At 70.3% G+C, this 18,448-nt stretch carries 18 protein-coding genes and 4 pseudogenes; 9 read left to right on the top strand and 13 right to left on the bottom strand.

What is annotated here, in order from left to right; all coding sequences use genetic code 11:
• Nucleotides 1-13: 13 nt before the first annotated feature.
• Nucleotides 14-235 carry a hypothetical protein gene (locus QEG98_RS12600; protein WP_316566916.1) on the bottom strand — a complete coding sequence of 74 codons (222 nt, stop codon included), beginning with the start codon at nt 233-235 and terminating at the stop codon, nt 14-16.
• 267 nt (nt 236-502) lie between these two features.
• Between QEG98_RS12600 and QEG98_RS12595 the strand changes: the two are divergent.
• Nucleotides 503-1,224 (top strand): annotated as a pseudogene (locus QEG98_RS12595) (RNA methyltransferase).
• Here the strand turns inward: QEG98_RS12595 and QEG98_RS12590 are convergent.
• Nucleotides 1,221-1,481 carry a hypothetical protein gene (locus QEG98_RS12590; RefSeq protein WP_141593078.1) on the bottom strand — a complete coding sequence of 87 codons (261 nt, stop codon included), beginning with the start codon at nt 1,479-1,481 and terminating at the stop codon, nt 1,221-1,223. The pseudogene QEG98_RS12595 and the gene QEG98_RS12590 overlap by 4 nt on opposite strands.
• A gap of 182 nt (nt 1,482-1,663) precedes the next feature.
• Here QEG98_RS12590 and QEG98_RS12585 point away from each other — a divergent pair, with 182 nt between their 5' ends.
• The 3 genes and pseudogenes from QEG98_RS12585 to sthA form a co-directional block, all read left to right on the top strand.
• Nucleotides 1,664-2,566, top strand: a complete 903-nt coding sequence (locus QEG98_RS12585) for a pseudouridine synthase (protein ID WP_316566915.1) — start codon at nt 1,664-1,666, stop codon at nt 2,564-2,566.
• A pseudogene (locus QEG98_RS41855) lies at nt 2,538-2,612 on the top strand (hypothetical protein); the annotation flags it as partial. The gene QEG98_RS12585 and the pseudogene QEG98_RS41855, both read left to right, overlap by 29 nt.
• 53 nt (nt 2,613-2,665) lie before the next feature.
• Nucleotides 2,666-3,922 (top strand): annotated as a pseudogene (gene sthA / locus QEG98_RS12580) (Si-specific NAD(P)(+) transhydrogenase); the annotation flags it as partial.
• Here sthA and encD read toward each other — a convergent pair.
• Together encD and QEG98_RS12570 are read right to left on the bottom strand one after the other, a co-directional pair.
• Nucleotides 3,906-4,234, bottom strand: a pseudogene (gene encD, locus QEG98_RS12575) (encapsulin nanocompartment cargo protein EncD). The pseudogenes sthA and encD sit on opposite strands and share 17 nt — an antisense overlap.
• 40 nt (nt 4,235-4,274) lie before the next feature.
• Nucleotides 4,275-4,637: a nuclear transport factor 2 family protein gene (locus QEG98_RS12570; protein ID WP_011552484.1), complete on the bottom strand. Its 363-nt coding sequence runs from the start codon at nt 4,635-4,637 to the stop codon at nt 4,275-4,277.
• 159 nt (nt 4,638-4,796) lie between these two features.
• Here QEG98_RS12570 and fusA point away from each other — a divergent pair, with 159 nt between their 5' ends.
• The 4 genes from fusA to QEG98_RS12550 all read left to right on the top strand — a co-directional run bounded on the left by fusA (nt 4,797) and on the right by QEG98_RS12550 (nt 10,066).
• Nucleotides 4,797-6,911 carry an elongation factor G gene (gene fusA / locus QEG98_RS12565; RefSeq protein WP_316566914.1) on the top strand — a complete coding sequence of 705 codons (2,115 nt, stop codon included), beginning with the start codon at nt 4,797-4,799 and terminating at the stop codon, nt 6,909-6,911.
• 85 nt (nt 6,912-6,996) lie between these two features.
• A complete protein-coding gene (locus tag QEG98_RS12560; RefSeq protein ID WP_316566913.1) occupies nt 6,997-8,925 on the top strand; it encodes an ABC-F family ATP-binding cassette domain-containing protein in 1,929 nt (642 codons plus the stop codon).
• A gap of 272 nt (nt 8,926-9,197) precedes the next feature.
• Nucleotides 9,198-9,596: a hypothetical protein gene (locus tag QEG98_RS12555; RefSeq protein ID WP_316566912.1), complete on the top strand. Its 399-nt coding sequence runs from the start codon at nt 9,198-9,200 to the stop codon at nt 9,594-9,596.
• Nucleotides 9,560-10,066, top strand: a complete 507-nt coding sequence (locus QEG98_RS12550; RefSeq protein WP_316566911.1) for a hypothetical protein — start codon at nt 9,560-9,562, stop codon at nt 10,064-10,066. Before QEG98_RS12555 ends, QEG98_RS12550 begins: the two co-directional genes overlap by 37 nt.
• A 21-nt stretch (nt 10,067-10,087) precedes the next feature.
• On the opposite strand, the gene QEG98_RS12545 is transcribed toward QEG98_RS12550, so the two are convergent.
• From QEG98_RS12545 to QEG98_RS12535, 3 genes are all read right to left on the bottom strand, one after another.
• Complete coding sequence (locus QEG98_RS12545) at nt 10,088-11,983, bottom strand: OPT family oligopeptide transporter (protein ID WP_090489534.1); 1,896 nt, start codon at nt 11,981-11,983, stop codon at nt 10,088-10,090.
• 102 nt (nt 11,984-12,085) lie between these two features.
• Entirely contained in the window at nt 12,086-12,571 is a 486-nt protein-coding gene (locus tag QEG98_RS12540; protein ID WP_316566910.1) for a peptidylprolyl isomerase, read from the bottom strand.
• 73 nt (nt 12,572-12,644) lie between these two features.
• Complete coding sequence (locus QEG98_RS12535; protein ID WP_316566909.1) at nt 12,645-13,922, bottom strand: dicarboxylate/amino acid:cation symporter; 1,278 nt, start codon at nt 13,920-13,922, stop codon at nt 12,645-12,647.
• Nucleotides 13,923-14,002: 80 nt separating this feature from the next.
• Here QEG98_RS12535 and QEG98_RS12530 point away from each other — a divergent pair, with 80 nt between their 5' ends.
• Nucleotides 14,003-14,641, top strand: a complete 639-nt coding sequence (locus QEG98_RS12530; protein WP_316566908.1) for a hypothetical protein — start codon at nt 14,003-14,005, stop codon at nt 14,639-14,641.
• Here the strand turns inward: QEG98_RS12530 and QEG98_RS12525 are convergent.
• The 6 genes from QEG98_RS12525 to QEG98_RS12500 all read right to left on the bottom strand — a co-directional run bounded on the left by QEG98_RS12525 (nt 14,620) and on the right by QEG98_RS12500 (nt 18,358).
• Nucleotides 14,620-15,402: a DNA-methyltransferase gene (locus tag QEG98_RS12525; protein ID WP_090489541.1), complete on the bottom strand. Its 783-nt coding sequence runs from the start codon at nt 15,400-15,402 to the stop codon at nt 14,620-14,622. The genes QEG98_RS12530 and QEG98_RS12525 overlap by 22 nt on opposite strands.
• A 50-nt stretch (nt 15,403-15,452) precedes the next feature.
• On the bottom strand, nt 15,453-16,367 hold the full coding sequence (locus tag QEG98_RS12520; RefSeq protein WP_316566907.1) for a DUF2381 family protein: 915 nt from the start codon (nt 16,365-16,367) through the stop codon (nt 15,453-15,455).
• A gap of 50 nt (nt 16,368-16,417) precedes the next feature.
• Entirely contained in the window at nt 16,418-16,915 is a 498-nt protein-coding gene (locus tag QEG98_RS12515; protein WP_316566906.1) for a hypothetical protein, read from the bottom strand.
• Nucleotides 16,916-16,959: 44 nt separating this feature from the next.
• Complete coding sequence (locus QEG98_RS12510) at nt 16,960-17,091, bottom strand: hypothetical protein (RefSeq protein WP_316566905.1); 132 nt, start codon at nt 17,089-17,091, stop codon at nt 16,960-16,962.
• A gap of 104 nt (nt 17,092-17,195) precedes the next feature.
• Nucleotides 17,196-17,795, bottom strand: coding sequence for a hypothetical protein (locus QEG98_RS12505; protein WP_316566904.1), 600 nt, complete (start codon nt 17,793-17,795; stop codon nt 17,196-17,198).
• Nucleotides 17,711-18,358 carry a protein kinase domain-containing protein gene (locus tag QEG98_RS12500; protein WP_316566903.1) on the bottom strand — a complete coding sequence of 216 codons (648 nt, stop codon included), beginning with the start codon at nt 18,356-18,358 and terminating at the stop codon, nt 17,711-17,713. The genes QEG98_RS12505 and QEG98_RS12500 overlap by 85 nt, the downstream gene beginning before the upstream one ends.
• Between the last annotated feature and the right edge of the window lie 90 nt (nt 18,359-18,448).

Below are 18,448 nucleotides of genomic sequence, written 5' to 3'. Positions count from 1 at the left end.
CGGACGACGGGCGTCAGCAGCTCGGGCGCGGGGGCGTCGGCGCCTGCGCCACGGCCGTCCCCGAGTCCGCCGGCTGCGCGGCGACGGGCGCCTGGGGCTGCGACGCGGGCGGCTCGGTGGACTCCGGTTCCTTCTTGCAGCCTGCGAGCGTGGCGCTCACCAACATGGCCGCGAGGAGCCAGCGCGAGCGTTTCGCCCACGATGGCCGCTGCGTGACGACGGACTGCGAACCCATGATTCCTCCAGAAGATGACGCGTGTTCTTCACAAGGCGTGCCGGACGAGGACACGCCGAGGAAGAGAGGGCTGTGGTCAGGCGCCCGCGGCTCTGACGCGTCCCCCGCGCGTCAGCGGACCCGCAGGGTGTCCAGGGAGCCACACCGTCCGTGGCTCCTGGGCGCCTGCGAAGGCTTTCGAGGCCCCCAGGCTAGCGGAGTCCGCGACGCGGCGGGACCTCCATCCGCGGTCCTCAGGCTGCGAGAAACCGCTAAGGTGCCCCGCGCATGGTGCTGCCTGTCCGATTCGTCCTCATGCGCCCCCGCAACGCGGAAAACCTGGGCGCCGCCGCCCGGGCCTTGAAGAACTGCGGCCTGTCCGACTGGGTCTGGGTCCGCCCGGAGGTGGAGGATTTGGAGCCGGCGCGAAGGCTCGCCGTCCACGCCGGGGACGTGCTGGACACGGCGCGACGCGCGGACACGCTGGAAGAGGCCGTGGCGGACTGTGTCTGGGTGGTGGGGACCAGCTCGCGCAAGGTCGAAGGCAAGCGCCGGCTTCCTCCACGCGCGGTGGGTGAGGAGCTGGTGGCCCGGGCACCCCAGGGCCCGTGGCGCTCGTCTTCGGTGACGAGCGCAGTGGACTCACCAACGCGGAGGTGGAGCGCGTGCACGACCTGTCCGCCGTGCCGACCGCGCCCGAACAGCCCTCCATCAACCTGGCGCAGGCCGTGCTGCTGTACGCCTACGAGGTCCGCGTGGCGTTGCTGGAGGCCGCCGCCACGCCGCCCGGCCCGCTGCCCGCCGCGGCCACGGACGCGGAGCTCGCGCAGGTGGAGTCCACGCTGGAATCCGTCCTCACGACGGGAGGCTTCCTCGTGGACGCCCAGCCGGGCCGCACGGCGGTGCGGGACTTGTTCGCACCGCTGCGGCGCTCACGGCTGACGCGGAAGGAAGCCCGCTTGTGGCTGGCCGCGCTGCACAGCCTCCGCAAGCGTCAGCCCGCGCCCTAGACGGAGCGGGGCTTCTGGGGCAGCCCCGTCCCCTTCCCCACGCCAATCCCCCCGGACCCGGACGTCGGCGGCCCCTTGCGCCCCGCCATGCGCACCGCGCCCCAGGCGAGGACAGCGGCGGCCACGACCAGCAGCAGGACCCACAGCCACGTGGATTGGGCGGGCGCGGGCTCCCCGCCGATGGGCGCCCGCGCCCGTGACTGGGCGAGCGCGAGAACGGGGACCAGGAGCGTCAGGTATGGAATCCGGGTGCGCATGTTCGGAAGGTGTCCACCGACGCACGTTCCTGCCCGTCATCCCGAAGGGCCACGCCGGCCGCGTGGACACGGACCGGCCGGCCGGGCGTCCCCCGTTCACGCGGCTTCATCGCGACAGCGCCTCCTGGGCCCGTTCAACTCCCGCCCCCGCCCGAGGCCCGGCCGGGTACAGTGCCGCGCCCATGCCTCGCAAGCCCGACAAGCCGAAGCCGCCGCCGCAACACAAACGCTGGGAGGGCAAGGAGAAGCCGGACTGGCTGTCGCGCGCGCTGGCCCGCGCGGGCGTCTTTCCCCAGAAGGAAGCGGAGGACGCCATCCGCGCCGGCCGCGTCAGCATCAACGGCCGCGTGGCGAAGATGGCGCTGACGCCCGTGCCGCCGGGCGCCACCGTGAAGGTGGACGGCCTCGTCGTGTCCCTGGAGGCCCCGCCCACGCGGGTGCTGGCCTTCCACAAGCCCGCGGGCCTGCTGTCCTCCACGGAGCGGCAGCACCGCACCGGCACCGTCTTCGAGGCGCTGCTGCCCCAGCTCCCACCGGAGCTGGCGGGATACACGTGGCACGCCGTGGGCCGCCTGGACGTGGATTCCACGGGCCTGCTCCTCTTTACCAACGACGACAAGCTGGTGGCCCACGCCACGTCCCCGGACGCGCACCTGCCCAAGCGGTACGTGGCCACCGTCTTCAGCACCGCGAGCGACGAGCGGGTGGAGCCCCTGCGCCGGGGCATGACGTTGGATGATGGCCCTGCCCGCCCCGCGAAGGTGAACGTGCGGGACGAGCACACGGTGGAGGTGACGCTCACGGAAGGCCGGCACCACCAGGTGAAGCGGATGCTCGGCGCCGTGGGCCTGCCCGTGCGCGCGCTGCACCGCGAGGCCGTTGGCGGCGTGGACCTGGAAGGCATCCCCGAAGGCACCTTCCGGCTGCTGACGGACGACGAGGTCCGAGAGGGACTTCGCTACGAGGGGCGCGCGCCCTCGGCCCCTAGCCGCTTGCAGCGGCTTCAAACGACCGGCGGGGTCGCGTACCTTCGCCTCCATGGCGGACTTCGACCTGGTGGTGATTGGCTCTGGCCCGGCGGGTGAGTGGGGCGCGGTACAGGCGGCGCTTGCGGGCAAGCGCGTGGCGGTGGTGGAGCGGGAGCCCGTGCTGGGCGGTACCGCGGCGAACACGGGCACCCTTCCTCCAAGACGCTGCGCGAGACGGCGCTGCACCTGTCCGGCTTCCGGGCGCGCGGGCTGTACAGCGTGGAGACGACGCTGCGGCACGAGGCCACGGTGTCCGACTTCCTCTTCCGCGAACGGCGGGTGAAGGACATCGAGCGCGAGCGCATTGCCCGCAACCTCCAGCGTCACAAGGTGGAAATCATCCAGGGCACCGGCGCGCTCGTGGACGCGAACACCGTCGTCGTGCGGCGCCAGGACTCTCCGGAGCGGCGCCTCACCGGCGGAACCATCCTGGTGGCCACCGGCTCGTCGCCGTACCGGCCGCAGCTGTACCCCTTCGAGGACCCGCGCATCCACGACTCGGACGAGGTGCTGGAGCTCGAAAGGCTGCCGCGCTCACTGGTGGTGGTGGGCGCCGGCGTCATCGGCTGTGAGTACGCGTGCATGTTCGCCGCCATGGGCATCCCCGTGACGCTGGTGGAGGCGCGTGAGGAGCTCCTGCCCTTCCTGGACGACGAGTTCTCCGCGCTGCTGGGCCAGCGCATGGAGGCGCTCGGCATCCAGCTGCGCTTTGGCCAAGTGGTGGAGCAGGTGGACGCACCACGGGACGCGGACACCCCCATCCGGATGATGCTCTCCTCCGGCGCCGTGCTGGAGACGGACCAGGTACTGGTCGCCTCCGGCCGCACCGCCAACACGGCGGGCCTGGGGCTGGAGGCCCTGGGCGTGAAGGTGGGCCCGCGCGGCCAGGTGGAGGTGGGCCCCACGTACCAGACGGCCCTGCCCCACATCTATGCCGTGGGGGACGTCATCGGCTTCCCGGCGCTGGCCTCCACGTCCATGGACCAGGCGCGCATCGCCGTGGAGCACGCGTTCGACCTGGGCGGCGTGCGCACCATGGCACCGGTGCTGCCCTACGGCATCTACACCATCCCCGAAGTGTCGATGGCCGGCGAGACGGAGGAGGCCCTGCGCAAGCTGAACGTGCCCTACGTGGCCGGCCGCGCCGCCTTCGCCACCAACCCGCGCGGACAGATTCTGGGGGACACGCACGGCCTGCTGAAGCTGCTCTTCCACCGGGAGAGCCTCAAGCTGCTGGGCGTGCACGTCATGGGGCCGCAGGCCTCCGAGCTGGTGCACGTGGGCCTCACCGCCCTGCTCACCGGCTCCACTGCCCGGCTCTTCGTGGAGACGTGCTTCAACTACCCGACGCTGTCAGAGGCCTACAAGGCGGCCACCTTCGACGCGTTGGACCAGCTCAGCGGCTGCCCCTGAGGCTGCCCACCGTGAGGCCCGTGGCGAAAGGGGCCGCTTCGTGCAGTTCGTCCGCCGAGCCCCGCGCCAGCCGGGGTGGCTCGGCGGGCGCTTCCCGGGCCGGCGCGGGCGCGGCGGCGCCGCGGCCCCCGCCCCTCCGAGCAGTTCCTGGATGCGCTGCCAGCGCGCCTTCTCCTCCACCATCAACCGGGTGAGCTCCGCGCGCGCGGACGCATCCTCCAGGTCAGAGGCGGCCGCCGTCACGCGGTCCAGGAACGGCATCAGGTAACCGAAGTCCCTGTCGAATGCGCTGGGGTTCGAGTTCTTCGCCATTGGCGGCCACGCTAGCCCACTTCACGGAAGGTGGGGGACTTCAGCCGTGGTACACCCGCGAGGCGACAATCCGGCCGTCGCGCACCTCAAAGACCTCCGCCACCGGCATGGGGGCCTCCCCCGGCGCATGGCGCAGGTACTCCATGAACACCCGGTCCTCGTCCGCGGTGAGGGCCACCAGCTCATACCGCAGCCCCGGCAGCCGGGCGTTGGCCGCCTTCCACCATGCGGACAGGGCCTGCCGCCCCACCAGCCGCCCGCCAGTCTCCGGGTGCAGCACCCGGATTTTGGGGGACGTGTGGGTGGCGTCCTCGGCATAGAGCGCCACCAGCGCGTCCACGTCGTAGGCGTTGAAAGCGTCCAGCCAGGCTCGGGCGAGGGAGAAGTTTTTTGTCGCGCTCATCGTTAAAAAACCCCAACTGAGAACGGCATTGAGTAGGTGGAGGTAGGCCCGGGTGGGTCAATTTCCATGCGGATTTGGCTGGAAACTACGTCCTGTGGGAAGTAGAGGCCCCGCCTGCTCTGTTCCGTCAGGCACTTTCAAGAGAAGAAGGACCGGATCGTGGCCGCCAACGCACCCATCGAGAAGATTCGAAATATCGGTATCTCCGCCCACATCGACTCGGGCAAGACGACGCTCTCTGAGCGTATCCTGTTCTACACGGGTCGCATTCACGAGATCCACGAGGTCCGCGGCAAGGACGGCGTGGGCGCGGTCATGGACAACATGGACCTGGAGCGTGAGAAGGGCATCACCATCCAGTCCGCCGCCACGTTCGCGATGTGGGGCGACTACAACATCAACCTCATCGACACCCCGGGACACGTGGACTTCACCATCGAGGTGGAGCGCTCGCTCCGCGTGCTCGACGGCGCCATCCTGGTCCTCTGCTCGGTCGCTGGCGTGCAGTCGCAGTCCATCACCGTGGACCGCCAGATGAAGCGCTACCGCGTCCCGCGCATCGCGTTCGTCAACAAGATGGACCGCTCTGGCGCGAACTATGACCGCGTGGCCGCCCAGCTGAAGGAGAAGCTGAACCACCACCCGGTGCAGATGCAGATGCCCATCGGCGCCGAGGACCGCCTCAAGGGTCTGATCAACCTCATCGAAATGAAGGCGTACTACTTCGATGGCGAGAGCGGCGAGAACATCCGTGAAGAGGAGATCCCGGCGGAGCTGCTCGAGGAGGCCAAGACGCGCCGCCAGCAGATGATCGAAGGCGTGGCCGAGGTCGACGACCAGCTCGGCGAGCTGTTCCTGGCCGACCAGCCCATCTCCAACGAGGCGCTGATCGCCGCCGTCCGCCGGGCCACCATCGGCCTGAAGATGACGCCGGTCATGTGCGGCTCCGCCTACAAGAACAAGGGCGTGCAGCTGCTCCTGAACGCCGTCTGCGCGTTCCTGCCCAACCCCAAAGAGGCGACGAACGAGGCGCTGGACCAGAAGAACAACGAGGCGAAGGTCATCCTCGACTCCGACCCGGAGAAGCCCTTCGTGGGCCTCGCGTTCAAGCTCGAGGACGGCCGCTACGGGCAGCTGACGTACATGCGCATCTACCAGGGCCGGGTGACGAAGGGCGACTTCATCATCAACCAGTCGAACCAGAAGAAGGTCAAGGTTCCGCGCATCGTCCGCATGCACTCCAGCCAGATGAACGACATCAACGAGGCCACCGCGGGTGACATCGTTGCGCTGTTCGGCATCGAGTGCGCGTCCGGCGACACGTTCACCGATGGCGCGGTGAGCTACACGATGACGTCCATGCACGTCCCGGACGCCGTGATTTCGCTCGCCGTGGCGCCCAAGGACCGCTCCGCGCTGGCCAACTTCTCCAAGGCGCTCAACCGCTTCACCAAGGAGGACCCCACCTTCCGCGTGCACCGCGATGAGGAGTCCGGGCAGACCATCATCCGCGGCATGGGTGAGCTCCACCTGGAGATCTACATCGAGCGCATGAAGCGCGAGTACAACTGCGAGGTCCAGGCCGGCAAGCCGCAGGTGGCGTACCGGGAGACCATCAGCCAGAAGGGCGAGTTCGCGTACACGCACAAGAAGCAGACGGGCGGCTCCGGCCAGTTCGCCCGCGTGTGCGGCTACATCGAGCCGCTGCCCTCGGACGCGGTGCAGCAGTACGAGTTCGTGGACGACATCGTGGGCGGCTCCATCCCCCGCGAGTTCATCCCGGCCTGCGACAAGGGCTTCACCGAGGCCGTGAAGAAGGGCAGCCTCATCGGCTTCCCCGTGGTGGGTGTGCGCGTGGTCATCAACGACGGCGCCTTCCACGCGGTGGACTCGTCCGAAATGGCGTTCAAGACGGCCGCCATCATGGGCTTCCGTGAGGGATATGCGGCCGCCAAGCCCATCATCCTCGAGCCGATGATGAAGGTGGAGGTCCAGGCTCCCGAGGACTTCCAGGGCTCCGTCGTGGGTCAGCTGAACCAGCGCCGTGGCACCATCCTCTCCACCGAGACGGCCGAGGGCTACGTCACGGCGGTGGCCGAGGTGCCGCTGAACACCATGTTCGGCTACTCCACGGACCTGCGCTCCGCCACCCAGGGCAAGGGCGAGTACACGATGGAGTTCTCCCGCTACACGCCGGTGCCCCGGAACGAGTCCGAGGCCCTGATGGCGGCGTACAAGGAGAAGCTGGCCGCCGAGCAGGCCGCGCGCAAGTAGTCCGCGCATCCGCCACACTCTGGCGGTAAGGAAGGCGTCCCTCTTCAATGAGGGGCGCCTTTCGCCTTTTCAGGAGTCCAATCCCGTGACGCTGCTCCGCGCCGCCAACGTCCAGCTCAGCTTCGGAAGCCGCACCGTCTTCCAGGACCTCACCTTCACCATCGAGGAAGGGGAACGGGTGGGCCTGGTGGGCGTCAACGGCTCCGGCAAGTCGTCGCTGATGAAGATATTGGCCGGGGCCGCCCGCGCCGACACGGGCGAGCTCCAACTGCGCCGCGGCGCCCGCGTCACCTACCTGCCCCAGGAGCCGGAGTTCCCCGAAGGCGCCACGGTGGCCTCCGAGCTGTCCGTGTCCCAGGGGCCGCTGAAGGAGGCGCTGACCGCTCACGCGGAGCTGGCGAAGCGGATGGAGTCCGCCCCGGCGGACGAGCAGGAAAAGCTGATGGCGCAGTTCTCCGCGCTCAGCGACCGCATCGAGCAGATGGGCGGCTGGGACACCGAGCACCACGCGAAGACGCTGCTGGACAGGCTGGGCGTGAAGGACTGGGACCGGCCCGTGGCGCAGCTGTCCGGCGGCCTGCGCAAACGCGTGGCCATCGCCCGGGCCCTGCTGACGCGGCCGGACCTGCTGCTATTGGACGAGCCCACCAACCACCTGGACGCGGACACGGTGGACTGGCTGGAGGAGGAGCTGGACAAACTGCCCGGAGCGCTGCTGCTCGTCACGCACGACCGGTACTTCCTGGACGGCCTGGTGGACCGCATCGTCGAAATCCAGCCCGGCGCGGGCGTCACGTCCTACCCCGGCAACTACCAGGCCTACGTGGAGCAGAAGCTGGTGGCGCAGGAGAACGCCGCGCTGGCGCAGCACAAGCGCGAGCGCTGGATTGCCCAGGAAGTGGCCTGGCTGCGCAAGGGCCCGGAGGCCCGCCGCACCAAGAGCAAGGCCCGCATCGAGCGCGCGCAGAAGCTGATGGCGGAGAAGGGCTTCGAGCGCCCCAAGGTGGCGGAGCTGCGCGTGGCGGCGGCGCCCCGGCTGGGCCACACCGTCATCGAGGCCGAGGGCGTGAACAAGGCCTTCGGCGACCGCAAGGTACTGGACGGTGTGAACTTCCGCCTCCAGCGCGGCGAGCGCGTGGGCCTGGTGGGTCCCAACGGCGTGGGCAAGACAACCTTCCTGCGCGTGCTGTTGGGCGAGGTGGAGCCCGACGGCGGCAAGCTCGTCATCGGGAAGAACACGAAGGTGGCGTACTACGACCAGAGCCGGGCGCAGCTCGACCTGGAGGCCACCGTGTACGAAGCAGCCTCGCAGGGCGAGGACTGGGTGGAGCTGGGCGACCAGAAGATTGCCCTGCGCGACTACCTGGACGACCTGCTCTTCCCCGTGCCCATGCAGCGCATGAAGGTGAAGGCGCTGTCGGGCGGCGAGCGCAACCGGCTGCTGCTGGCGCGCCTGTTCCTGGAGGGCGCCAACGTGCTGGTGCTGGACGAGCCCACCAACGACCTGGACATCGTCACCCTCAACATCCTGGAGCGGCTGCTCCTGGACTTCGGGGGCAGCACCCTGCTCGTCACGCACGACCGGTACTTCCTGGACAAGGTGGCCACCAGCATCCTCACCTTCGAAGGCGAAGGCCGCGTCACCCGCTACGAGGGCAACTACGCCATGTACCGGCGGCTGAAGGAGCAGGCGGACGCGAAGGCCGCGGCCCCCGCCGCCCCGAAGCCGGGCCCCAAGCAGGATGAGCCCGCGCCCACGCCCGCCAAGGCCGCGCGCAAGCCCGGGAAGCTCTCCTACAAGGACCAGCGCGAGCTGGACGGCATGGAGGCCACCATCGAGGCCGCCGAGTCGCGCAAGGCCGGCCTGGAGGCCCAGCTCGCCGACCCCGCCGTGTACAGCAACGGCCCCAAGGTGGCGGAGGTGCAGAAGGAGCTGGACGCCGCCGTCGCCGAGGTGGACCGGCTGTACACGCGCTGGCAGGAGCTGCAGGACCTGGCCGCCGCCAGCGCGTAGGCGCCGCGCGCGTCTGTCCATTCCCAGCCATGTCTGGGAATGAGACTTCACGGAAACACGGGAAGAATCCGGACGACTGGCCCGTCAAGCCGGCAAGTTGTTTGGAACCCCAATACTTGCTGGCCGCAAGGGTAGGCGTGCCGCCCTTGCACGGGACTGGCGTGTCGTGCGACTCGTGCGGGACTTCGGGCCGTCGCATTCACGTCGTGTTTCATTGGAGGCGCGTCTTGCCGTCCCGGCCTGCGCTTGCGCTTGTCTCTGTGTTGTCTTCATTGGCCCTGTTCGTTGGCCCCGCTGAAGCGCGGGCCCAGGGCCGGTCGCTCCCCTCCTTCAACCTCCAGCGTCTGGAATTGGACCCGGCGGCGCTGGGCTCGCTGATGGTGGGCACGGGCCGCACGCTGCCCCAGGGCGCGCTGCGGATGTCGGTCCAGGGGCACTACGAGCAGCTCCCCTTCACCTTCCAACGTCGCTGGGAGCCGGGCAGCGGCCGTGGCCTGGTGGAGGACCGCTTCACCATGGACCTGACGGCCGCCTACGGCGTGCTGCCGTGGCTCCAGGTCGCCGCGGAGGTGCCCTTCATCGTCAGCCAGGGGGCACGCGCTTCCGGGACTTCAACGCCCCGGAAGGCTCGGGAATGGGGACGCCGTGGCTGGGCCTGCGCGCGGCGCTGAAGCGTCAGGACCTTGGCTTCCAGTTGGCGGCGGACCTGTCGGCCGCGCTCCCGGTGGGCAGCACGGCGCTGCTGGCCCGGGACGACTACGCGGTGCACCCCCGCCTGCAGGTCGGCTTCCTGGCGGAGACGTGGCAGGTGGGTGGTGAGGCCGGTGTGCTGGTGCGCAAGAAGCACGAGCTCGCCAGCGTGTCCGGCTTCTCCCAGGACGTCATCGGCAGCGAGCTGCGGCTGGGCGCCACGGTGACGTCGCGGGCCGGGGAGAGCACGCGCGGCGAGGTGAGCCTGGTGGCGGGGCTGCCGCTGCAAGGTGGGCGTCCGGGCGGCGAGTTGCTGGTGGCCATCCGCAAGCACGCGCTGTCCTGGCTGGACCTCTACGTCCTGGGCGGGCCGGGCGTGGGCGCCGGCATGGACACGCCCACCTTCCGCTTCGTGGCGGGCGCCTCGTTCTCCACCTTCCGGGTGGACTGAGGCGCCCCGCCCCGCGGCGGCCTACTTGGGCATCACGCCGAAGGCCTTCGCCATCGCGATGCCGATGCCCAGCAGGCTCTCCCCGGCGATGAAGCCGGAGGACACCGGCAGCACCATGTCCTCCGCCAGCTTCGGCTTCGTGCGGCGCAGCAGCGCGGCGATGGCCGAGCCCAGGAAGAAGGCGATGGAGCTGGAGCCCGGAATCACGATGGCCAGCCCGAAGCCCGCGGGGGACGGCACGTAGGCCTTGGCCTTCGCCGGGGCCCAGCGCTCCAGCAGCACCAGGAAGATGCCCAGCGCCGCGCCGCACAGCGCGCCCATGCGCGCCGAGCCCGGCAGCGCGGCCACGCCCGTGGCGAGCAGCTTCGACACGCCGGCCCACACCATGGAGGCGGGCGCGGGGAACTCCTCCGTGCCCAGCATGCTGGCGTCTGGCACCAGAATCTTGAACACGGGCACCACCACGGCCGCGCCGGCCACCACGCCGAAGAGCTGCGCGACGAACTGCTGGCGCGGATTGGCGCCCAGCAGCCACCCGGACTTGAGGTCCGTCAGCAGGTCCGCGGAATGGAGCCCCACGCCGCCCGTCGCGTTGGCGCTCATGACGTTGGCGGGGATGTTGCCCGGCGCCAGGCCGCCGAAGATGAGCTGCGTGACGGGGCCCAGCGCCTTGGTGGGCGTGGTGTCCGTCTCGCCCGTCACCCGGCTGGCGATGACGCCCATGACGACGGCCAGCGGCATGGCCAGCACGCCCGCCCACCACGGAATCTGGAACAGGTAGGCCATGAGGAACACGGCCACCGGGCCGAGAATCGCGAAGCCCAGGGGGAACCACGCGGGCGGGCACTCGATGCCGGCCAGCGGGTCGGCCTCCTCCTCCTTCGCGTTCTTCCCCTTGAACAGGCCGGACAGCGACTTGAAGGAGCGCGCCACGCTGCGCCACTGGAAGGCGAAGGAGAGCAGGCCCGAGGACACCAGCACCGCCGAGCCCGTCCACACCATCCAGCTGTTGATGGAGCGGTAGGTCACCTCGCCGATGGCGCCCTGGCTCACCATGGCCGGCGCGAGGAAGCCGTAGGTGAGCACGGCGCCCAGCAACATGGACCAGCCCGTGCGGAAGCTCACCAGCGCGCCCGCGCCCACCAGCAGCAGGCTGAACTCGAAGGAGAGCGACCACGCCGACGCCTTCTTGCCCAGCATCGTGAAGGGCAGGCTCACCTTCTCCGGGATGTTGGTCAGCCACGTGAAGCGCGCGTCCCGCAGCGCCACCACGAGCGCGCCGATGCCGCCCGCGATGCCCAGGAGCCGCGACTTGCGGCGGGCCACCTCGCCATGGCCGTGCAGCGCGCGGATGGTCTCCGCGGTGGCCGTGCCCGTGGGGAACGGCAGCGCCTCCACGTTGATGAGCTGGCGCTTGATGGGGATGGCCGCGAAGACGCCCAGCGCGGAGATGACGGCGAACCACACCATCAGCCAGCCCGAGGACGGCAGCGTGCCCGTCAGCATCAGCAGCGCGGGCACCGCGGCCATGTTGCCACCGCCCGTCATGTAGCCGGCGGCCGACGCCACCGAGCCCATGGCGTTGTTCTCCAGGTCGGTGAACTCCGTCTTCAGCACCCGAATCGAGCGCAGCGTGCCGAACACCGCGAAGGCCAGGATGCAGGCGGTGATGGTGACGCCCAGGCTCCAGCCCGTCTTGAGGATGACGTACAGGTTGGACAGGCACATCACCGCGCCAATCACCATGCCGGCGATGACGGCGCGCACCGTGAGCTGACGCACCCCACCCTGGTAGACGTGCTCCAGCCAGTAACGTTCCGGATCCTGGGCCGCGGAGGCGCCCGCGTCACCCGGTGAGTCGGACGGTTGGATGCGGAGGCCGCTGGGACTGGGCGTCTGAGAGGGGGACTGGCTCATGGGGGCGGCGAAGATAGTTCACCCCCACGCCCCCCGGCGAGCACCGCGTTTGACGGGGCGGGCCAACCCGGGAGGCTGGCCGCGCCGCGTCAGGAGCCTGCGTCAGCCGTGCTCATGCCCGCCCGGCCCGTGGACGTGGCCGTGGGAGAGTTCCTCCTGCGTGGCGGCACGCACGCCCTTCACGGTGACGTCGAAGTGCAGCGTCTTGCCGGCCAGCGGGTGGTTGAGGTCCACCACGACGCCGTCATCGCGCACTTCCTGGATGCGCAGCGGGATGTCGCCCTGGTCCGTCTGCGCCATCAGCGACTGGCCGGCCTGCGGCGAGAAGCCGGGCGGCAGCATGCTGCGAGGCACGGTGCGCACGCCCGCCGGGTCGTGCTCGCCGTAGCCCTGGCCGGGCGTCACCACCACCTGCTTGCTCTCGCCGAAGCTCATGCCCTCCAGGGCCCCTTCGAGCCCCGGGACGATCTGCCGGTGCCCGTGCAGATAGGAGAGCGGCTGCTCGGGCGCGCTCTGGTCGATGACCTGGCCGTCTCCCAGGTGCAGCCGGTATTCGAGCGAGACGACGGAATCCTTGGCGACCCTCATGCGGGGCTCCTTGCCGATGACGGCGGTGGGACTGCGTTTGCTGTGGGGAAGGTGCGGCGGGAAATGCCCGGCGTCAGGAAGCAGTGGGGTCCACGGCTCCCTCTTCGGCCGGGCTGTCGGCCGACTCTCCGCGCGCCACGTAGACGGCGGCGGCCAGGTCGCCGGTGACGTTGAGCGTGGTGCGGCACATGTCCAGGAAGCGGTCCACGCCCAGGATGAGCCCCAGGCCCTCCACCGGAATCTTGAACATGCCCAGAATCATCGCGATGACGGGAATGGAGCCCGCCGGCACGCCCGCGGTGCCGATGCCCGCCAGGATGCAGATGAACATGATGAGCGCCTGGTCGGACAGGCTGAGCGGCACGCCGTAGACCTGGGCGAGGAAGAGTACCGTGACGCCTTCGAAGAGCGCGGTGCCGTTCTGGTTCATGGCCGAGCCGGCGGTGAGCACGAAGCGCGACACGTTGCGCGGCAGCTTGAGGTTCTCCTCCGCCACCTTGAGCGCGGTGGGCAGCGTGGCGCTGGAGGACGACGTGGAGAAGGCGGTGACGATGGCCAGCCGGCTGCTGCGGAAGAAGTCGATGGGGCTGCGCCCGCCCAGGAAGCGCACCGACAGCGAGTAGACGACGAACATGTGCAGGCCCAGCGCCAGCAGCACCGTGCCCATGTAGGAGGCGAGCTGCACGAAGATGCCGAAGCCCAGCCGCGCCGTCATGGCGAACAGCAGCGCGGCCACACCGACGGGCGCCAGGCTCAGCACGCCGTCGATGAGCTTCATCATCACGTCATAGAGGCCCTGGATGGACTCGCGCAGGCGCTGGACGGGCTCGCTCGGCGTGAGCGCCACGCCCATGCCGAAGATGAGCGAGAAGACGATGAGGCCGATGAAGTCTCCCTCCGCCGCGGCCTTGATGGGGTTGGTGGGCACCATGGAGACGAGCACCGCGCCGAACGAGGACGCTCCCGGCGCGGCGGCCGCCTGGATGGTCATCCCGCCCTGGGCCAGCGCCCGGGCCTCGTCACTGAGGCCCGCGCCGGGCTCCAGCGTGTTGACCAGCACCAGCCCGATGAGGACGGAGATGGAGGACAGGACGACGGTGTAGCCCAGCGTGCGAGCCCCCAGCCGCCCCACCTGCTTGAGGTCCAGCTCCGCCACGGCCACGACGATGGCGGAGAACAGCAGCGGCACCACGAGCATCAGCAGCAGGCGGATGAAGATCTGCCCCACCGGTGAGGCCACGTTGTCCACCACGAAGGCCAGCCAGGGCGCGCCGCCCGCGACGACGTTGGCGACGAGGCCCGCCACCGCGCCGGAGGCAATGCCGACGAGCATCTTCTGGTGCGCTTTCATCGAATCTCCGAGCCCTCCTCGCCGGAGGAGAATGGTCCGCGCCACCGGGCGGCAGGCGAAGATGGCATGCTGTCCTCCTCGTGGAAACCCTCGTTCGACTCACTGAGAACGCCGTGCCCCCCCTGCTCTTCCGCCGCCTGCTGCGACGCTTGGGTGCCGTGGGCACGGAGCGCCTGCGTCAGACCTACCAGACGACCTTCTGGTACGACTTCGGCCCCGCGGCCAACGTGGTGGAGGACATCATCCTCACGCTGCGCCCGCACATCGCCGGCAAACGCCGCGTGGCCGGCGTGGAGTGGTGGCTGTCGCGCATGTACCCGACGGACGTGCGCGTGGACTTCCACCAGGACCGCGACGAGAAGCTGGCGCTGCGCACCGGCGAATTGGTGCACCCGCGCATCTCCTCCGTGCTGTTCCTCAACCGGGTGCGCGGCGGCGCGCTGGTGGTGACGCCCGAGCTGCCAGACCCGGCCAATCCGTCCCTGGCCCCCACGCGGCTGGACACCGCCGACCTGGTGACGCCCCGGCCCAACCGGCTGGTGGTGTTCGATGGCACGCTCACCCACGGCGTGCTGGACGCGGACAACCAGATTCCCGACGGGAAGCTGCCCGGAACGTCCCGGCAGCGCCGCACGCTGGTGATGAACTGGTGGGGCCACCGTCCCACCGACATCCCCGCGTGGGCGGACACGCGCCTCTACCGGGCGCTGGCGCGCTGAGCTTCCTCGCGGGCCGTCTCGCGCAGGCGGTGGGTGACGCGCTCGGCCCACTCCGGCTCGATTTCCAGGCACGCGGGCCGCCGGCCCAGCCGCAGCGCCGCCGACGGCATGGAGCCACTGCCCGCGAAGGGGTCCAGCACCGTGTCCCCCGGGCGGCTGTACGTGCGCACCAGGGGCTCCAGGACGGAGAAGGGCTTGTGGTGCGGGTGCCCGCCCCAGCGCTTCGCTTCGCCTTCATCGTCATAGCCGCCGACCACGGCCCAGACGGTGGGCAGATCTCCTGGCGCCAGCGGCGGCGCGGGCGTGCGGGCAATCACGAGCGCGACTTCGTAGACGCGCAGCGTCTGCTCATTGGCGTTCTTGTCGGTGGTCCGCTTGCCCCAGACGTACTCGCCGCGCAGGTGCGGGTAGCCCAACCCGCGCGCAGCGGTGAGGATGGGCTCCTTGCCCAGCAGGTTCGTCCAGATGATGAGCGGCGCGTCCGGCGTCAGGTGCGCGGTGGCGCGCGACAGCCAGGCCTCGGAGAAGGCGCGGTAGTCGCGCACCGTCTCGAAGCGGACGATGGGGTTCTGGTCGATCTTCTTGTGCGCGCGCGTGTCTCGCAGGTCCCCGCCCTTGCGCCGCCGGGTGAGCAGGCAGTACGGCGGGTCCGTGTGGAGCAACGCGGCACGGGTGTCGCCCAACGCGGCGCGGTAGCCCGCCGGCTCGCGGGAATCGGCGTTGATGCAGCGAAGGGACTCGGGCGGGGGGATGGAGGTCATCGGCCTGGGCGGCACCCTACACGGCGGGGCGCGAGGCTCAAGTGGCGCGCTCACCGCGCCTGGAAACCCTCCAACTTCAAGGTCCGCTTGCGGCCCTCGTCCCACAGCTCGAGCGTGTACCGGCCGGCATCCGCGGCCTCCGGCTCCTCCAGGACGATGATGATGGGCGAGCCGCCCGTGGCGTCCAAGGGCCCTGCCTGCCAGGGAGGGAGCGTCCGCATCCGGTTGCCCTGGGCGTCGGTGAGCGCCGCGCCGGCCGCGATCCATCCCTTCCCCGCCTCCGAGGGAAACAATGAAAGCCGCAGCGCGGCCCACCCGGGGGACAGACGGACGAGGCTCGCGCGGCGGACGACGAAGTCACCCGTCACCTTCCGGGGCGCCCAGCGCCTGAACATGACGGTGCTCTCGTCGCGGATGTCCGCCACCAGGGACTCGCGCGTGTACTCCCCTCCCGTGCGGGAGCGCTGGAGCTGCTGCACCTGGCGCTCCAGCCGGAGCATCCCCGCACGGAGCTCCTCCACCTCCTGCCGGTAGGACGCGGCGGACCGGGCATGGCGGTAGATCTCCACCTGGCGCTCCGGACGGGTGGCATCCACGACGAGGTCCAACACGGCCCGATCCGGCACGGCGCCATCATGGAACCGGACCTCCAGCCGCAGCCGCTCCCCCTCCCGGAACGTGGGCGAGGGCACCAGCACGAGGTGGTCCTCCGTCACGCCGAAGCGCTGGAACCGCTCACGGCCTTCGAGCGCCAGCTGCTCCGGACGGATGCGCGCATCGAAGAACAAGGTGGTGGACAGACCAGGGCTGATGCGGACCTCCGGCGGCGTGGCCAGACCTCCCGCCTGCACGTCGATTCGCCGCACCACGGCGGCCCCCGCGGGCGCGTCCACCGCCGCGGACTCCGCCAGGGTGGCCCACAACAAGCCCCACGCGAGCACGATGAAAGTGGGCGAACCAGTCAAGGCCGAGCAACCTCCAGCAAGGACGCCTCCACACCATGACAGGTGGAGGGCTACCTGCGGTGCCCCATTTCTCCAAGAACCTGGGAGATCGCCAGGTTGACGCCCGGAAACATCATCGGTCTGCCGGGAGTGCTGGAAGGGTCATACTCCATCCCCACGGCTTCCCGGGCGGCGCTGTCCACGATGTTGGCGCAGATGGGGATGCGCCGGCCGTCCGGGTACTCCACCTCCGTGAACCACCCGTAGATGGCTGTCTTCCCGTGGTACACCGTCCCATAGAAGCGGCTCCCCTTCGGGAGGCGGCCGCTCCAAGCGCTCCGGACCTCGTCGATGGCATAGAGGGTGATGGGCTCCCCGTCTGGCGGCACGGGCACCGGACGCACGGAAACATCGGGCGTCATGGAGAGCGTCAAGTCGTTGCCAATCATCTTGGGCGGGTGGAAGCCCAGCTTCGCCATGGAGTCCAACACCTCCGTCGGGCACTGGATGCGAGGCGGCATGTCCCGCACCTGGGGCCCGCTGGCGCACGCGGCCGAGAGGCATGCCACGGCGGCGGCCTTGCCCAGCGCGCTTCCTGGCGACGGGCGCTTCTTCAACGGTGACGCGTGGGCTGCTTCCCCTCCGCGTCGGAGGAAGCCACCTGCGCGGACACTTCGTCCTGCGCGTCCGTGTCGTGGACCGCGCCCGCGTCCGGAGAGGACGGCACCGCCTCTAGGAGGGGCATCTCGGAGGGATTCGAAGAACGACTCGTCACTGCGTGACTTCCTTTCTCAATGGGAACAGGCGGGGCAGGAGCCGGGGCTCCCGCGACGGGCATCGCGAGGCGGCTCACCCCGAACACCACCAACCCCACGCCCAGCAGGACGGCCACCCCCACCCCATGGCGGCTCGGCGCCTTGAACGCGGCGCTCGCGGCGGGGGCGTCTCCGCCACGGGCGCCGCCGATGCGGGCACGGCGGGCGCCTCGACCGCGGGCACTCCGGATGGCTCAAGGGGAGTGACGGGCGCGTTCGCATCCGCCACGGGCGCATCCCGGGGCTCCGGATTGAGGGGCAGCACCGCGGCGACCTCGGACGACTCCCGAGAACGGCCAGGCCGCGAGGACGTGGAGGCGTCGGGCACCATGCGCACCCGCGGCGCCTCCGCGTCGGCGCCCTCGGGCGGACGGTCCAACGACACCTTCCAGGCGGGCTGCCGCTTCTCCTTGGCCACGTCCCAGAGGGCCTGAAGCAGGGCCTCCGTGTTGGCGTAGCGGTCCTCGGGGCGCTTCGCGAGCAGCCGCAGGGCGATGTCGCCCAGGGCGCGCGGCACCTTCGGGTTGACGACGTGGGGCGCGCGCGGCGTCACCGTTTCGATGGCCGGCAGCAGGCGGTCATACGGAAGCTTCGGGTCGAACGCGTAGCCATCCGTGAGCGCCTCGTACAGCAACGCGCCCAGCGCGTAGAGGTCCCCGGGAACGCCCGCGTCGAAGTTGGCCCCCTGCTGCCGGTGCCCTCACGCAGGAAGGCGACGCATTCGGGCGGCAGCAGGTGCGGCGCGGCGGGCGCCACGCCCACCGTCAGCGTCGTGGCCCCGGGCAGCCGCACCGTGCCCAGGTCGATGAGGATGGGGCGCTCGTCCTCGCGGCGGATGAGGACGTTGTCGCCCTTCATGTCCCGGTGGTGCACGCCCCGGCGGTGCAGGTCCGCCACCACGCGCACCACCTCCGTGAAGACGGTCAGCAGGTGCGCCGCCGTGGGCTTCACCCGCCAGCGCCACTCATGGAACGTCTCGCCATCGATGTAGTCGGTGACGAAGTACAGGTAGCCGTCGGGAGGCTCGGGCCAGCGGTCCACGGCGTGCAGCGCCGGGAGGTTCGGATGGGGAGCGCAGGCCAGCAGCGCCGCGACCTCGTGCGCCAGCCGGCCGTTGATGTCCTCTTCCTCCGCCGCGTGGAGTCCCGCCGGGCGAAGCGCCATCTTCAGCGAGTAGTGGCGGCCCGCCCGCTCCACCTGGAAGACCCGGCCGAAGCCCCCGAGCCCAGTGATGCCACCACGCGCCAGGGGCCGACCTCGCTGCCCGGGACGAGTTGATCCGGATGG

Source organism: Myxococcus sp. MxC21-1, from assembly GCF_032612255.1.
GTDB lineage: Bacteria > Myxococcota > Myxococcia > Myxococcales > Myxococcaceae > Myxococcus > Myxococcus virescens.
The sequence above is the reverse complement of the archived record's forward strand: the minus strand, read 5'-3'. Positions and strand labels throughout refer to the sequence as shown.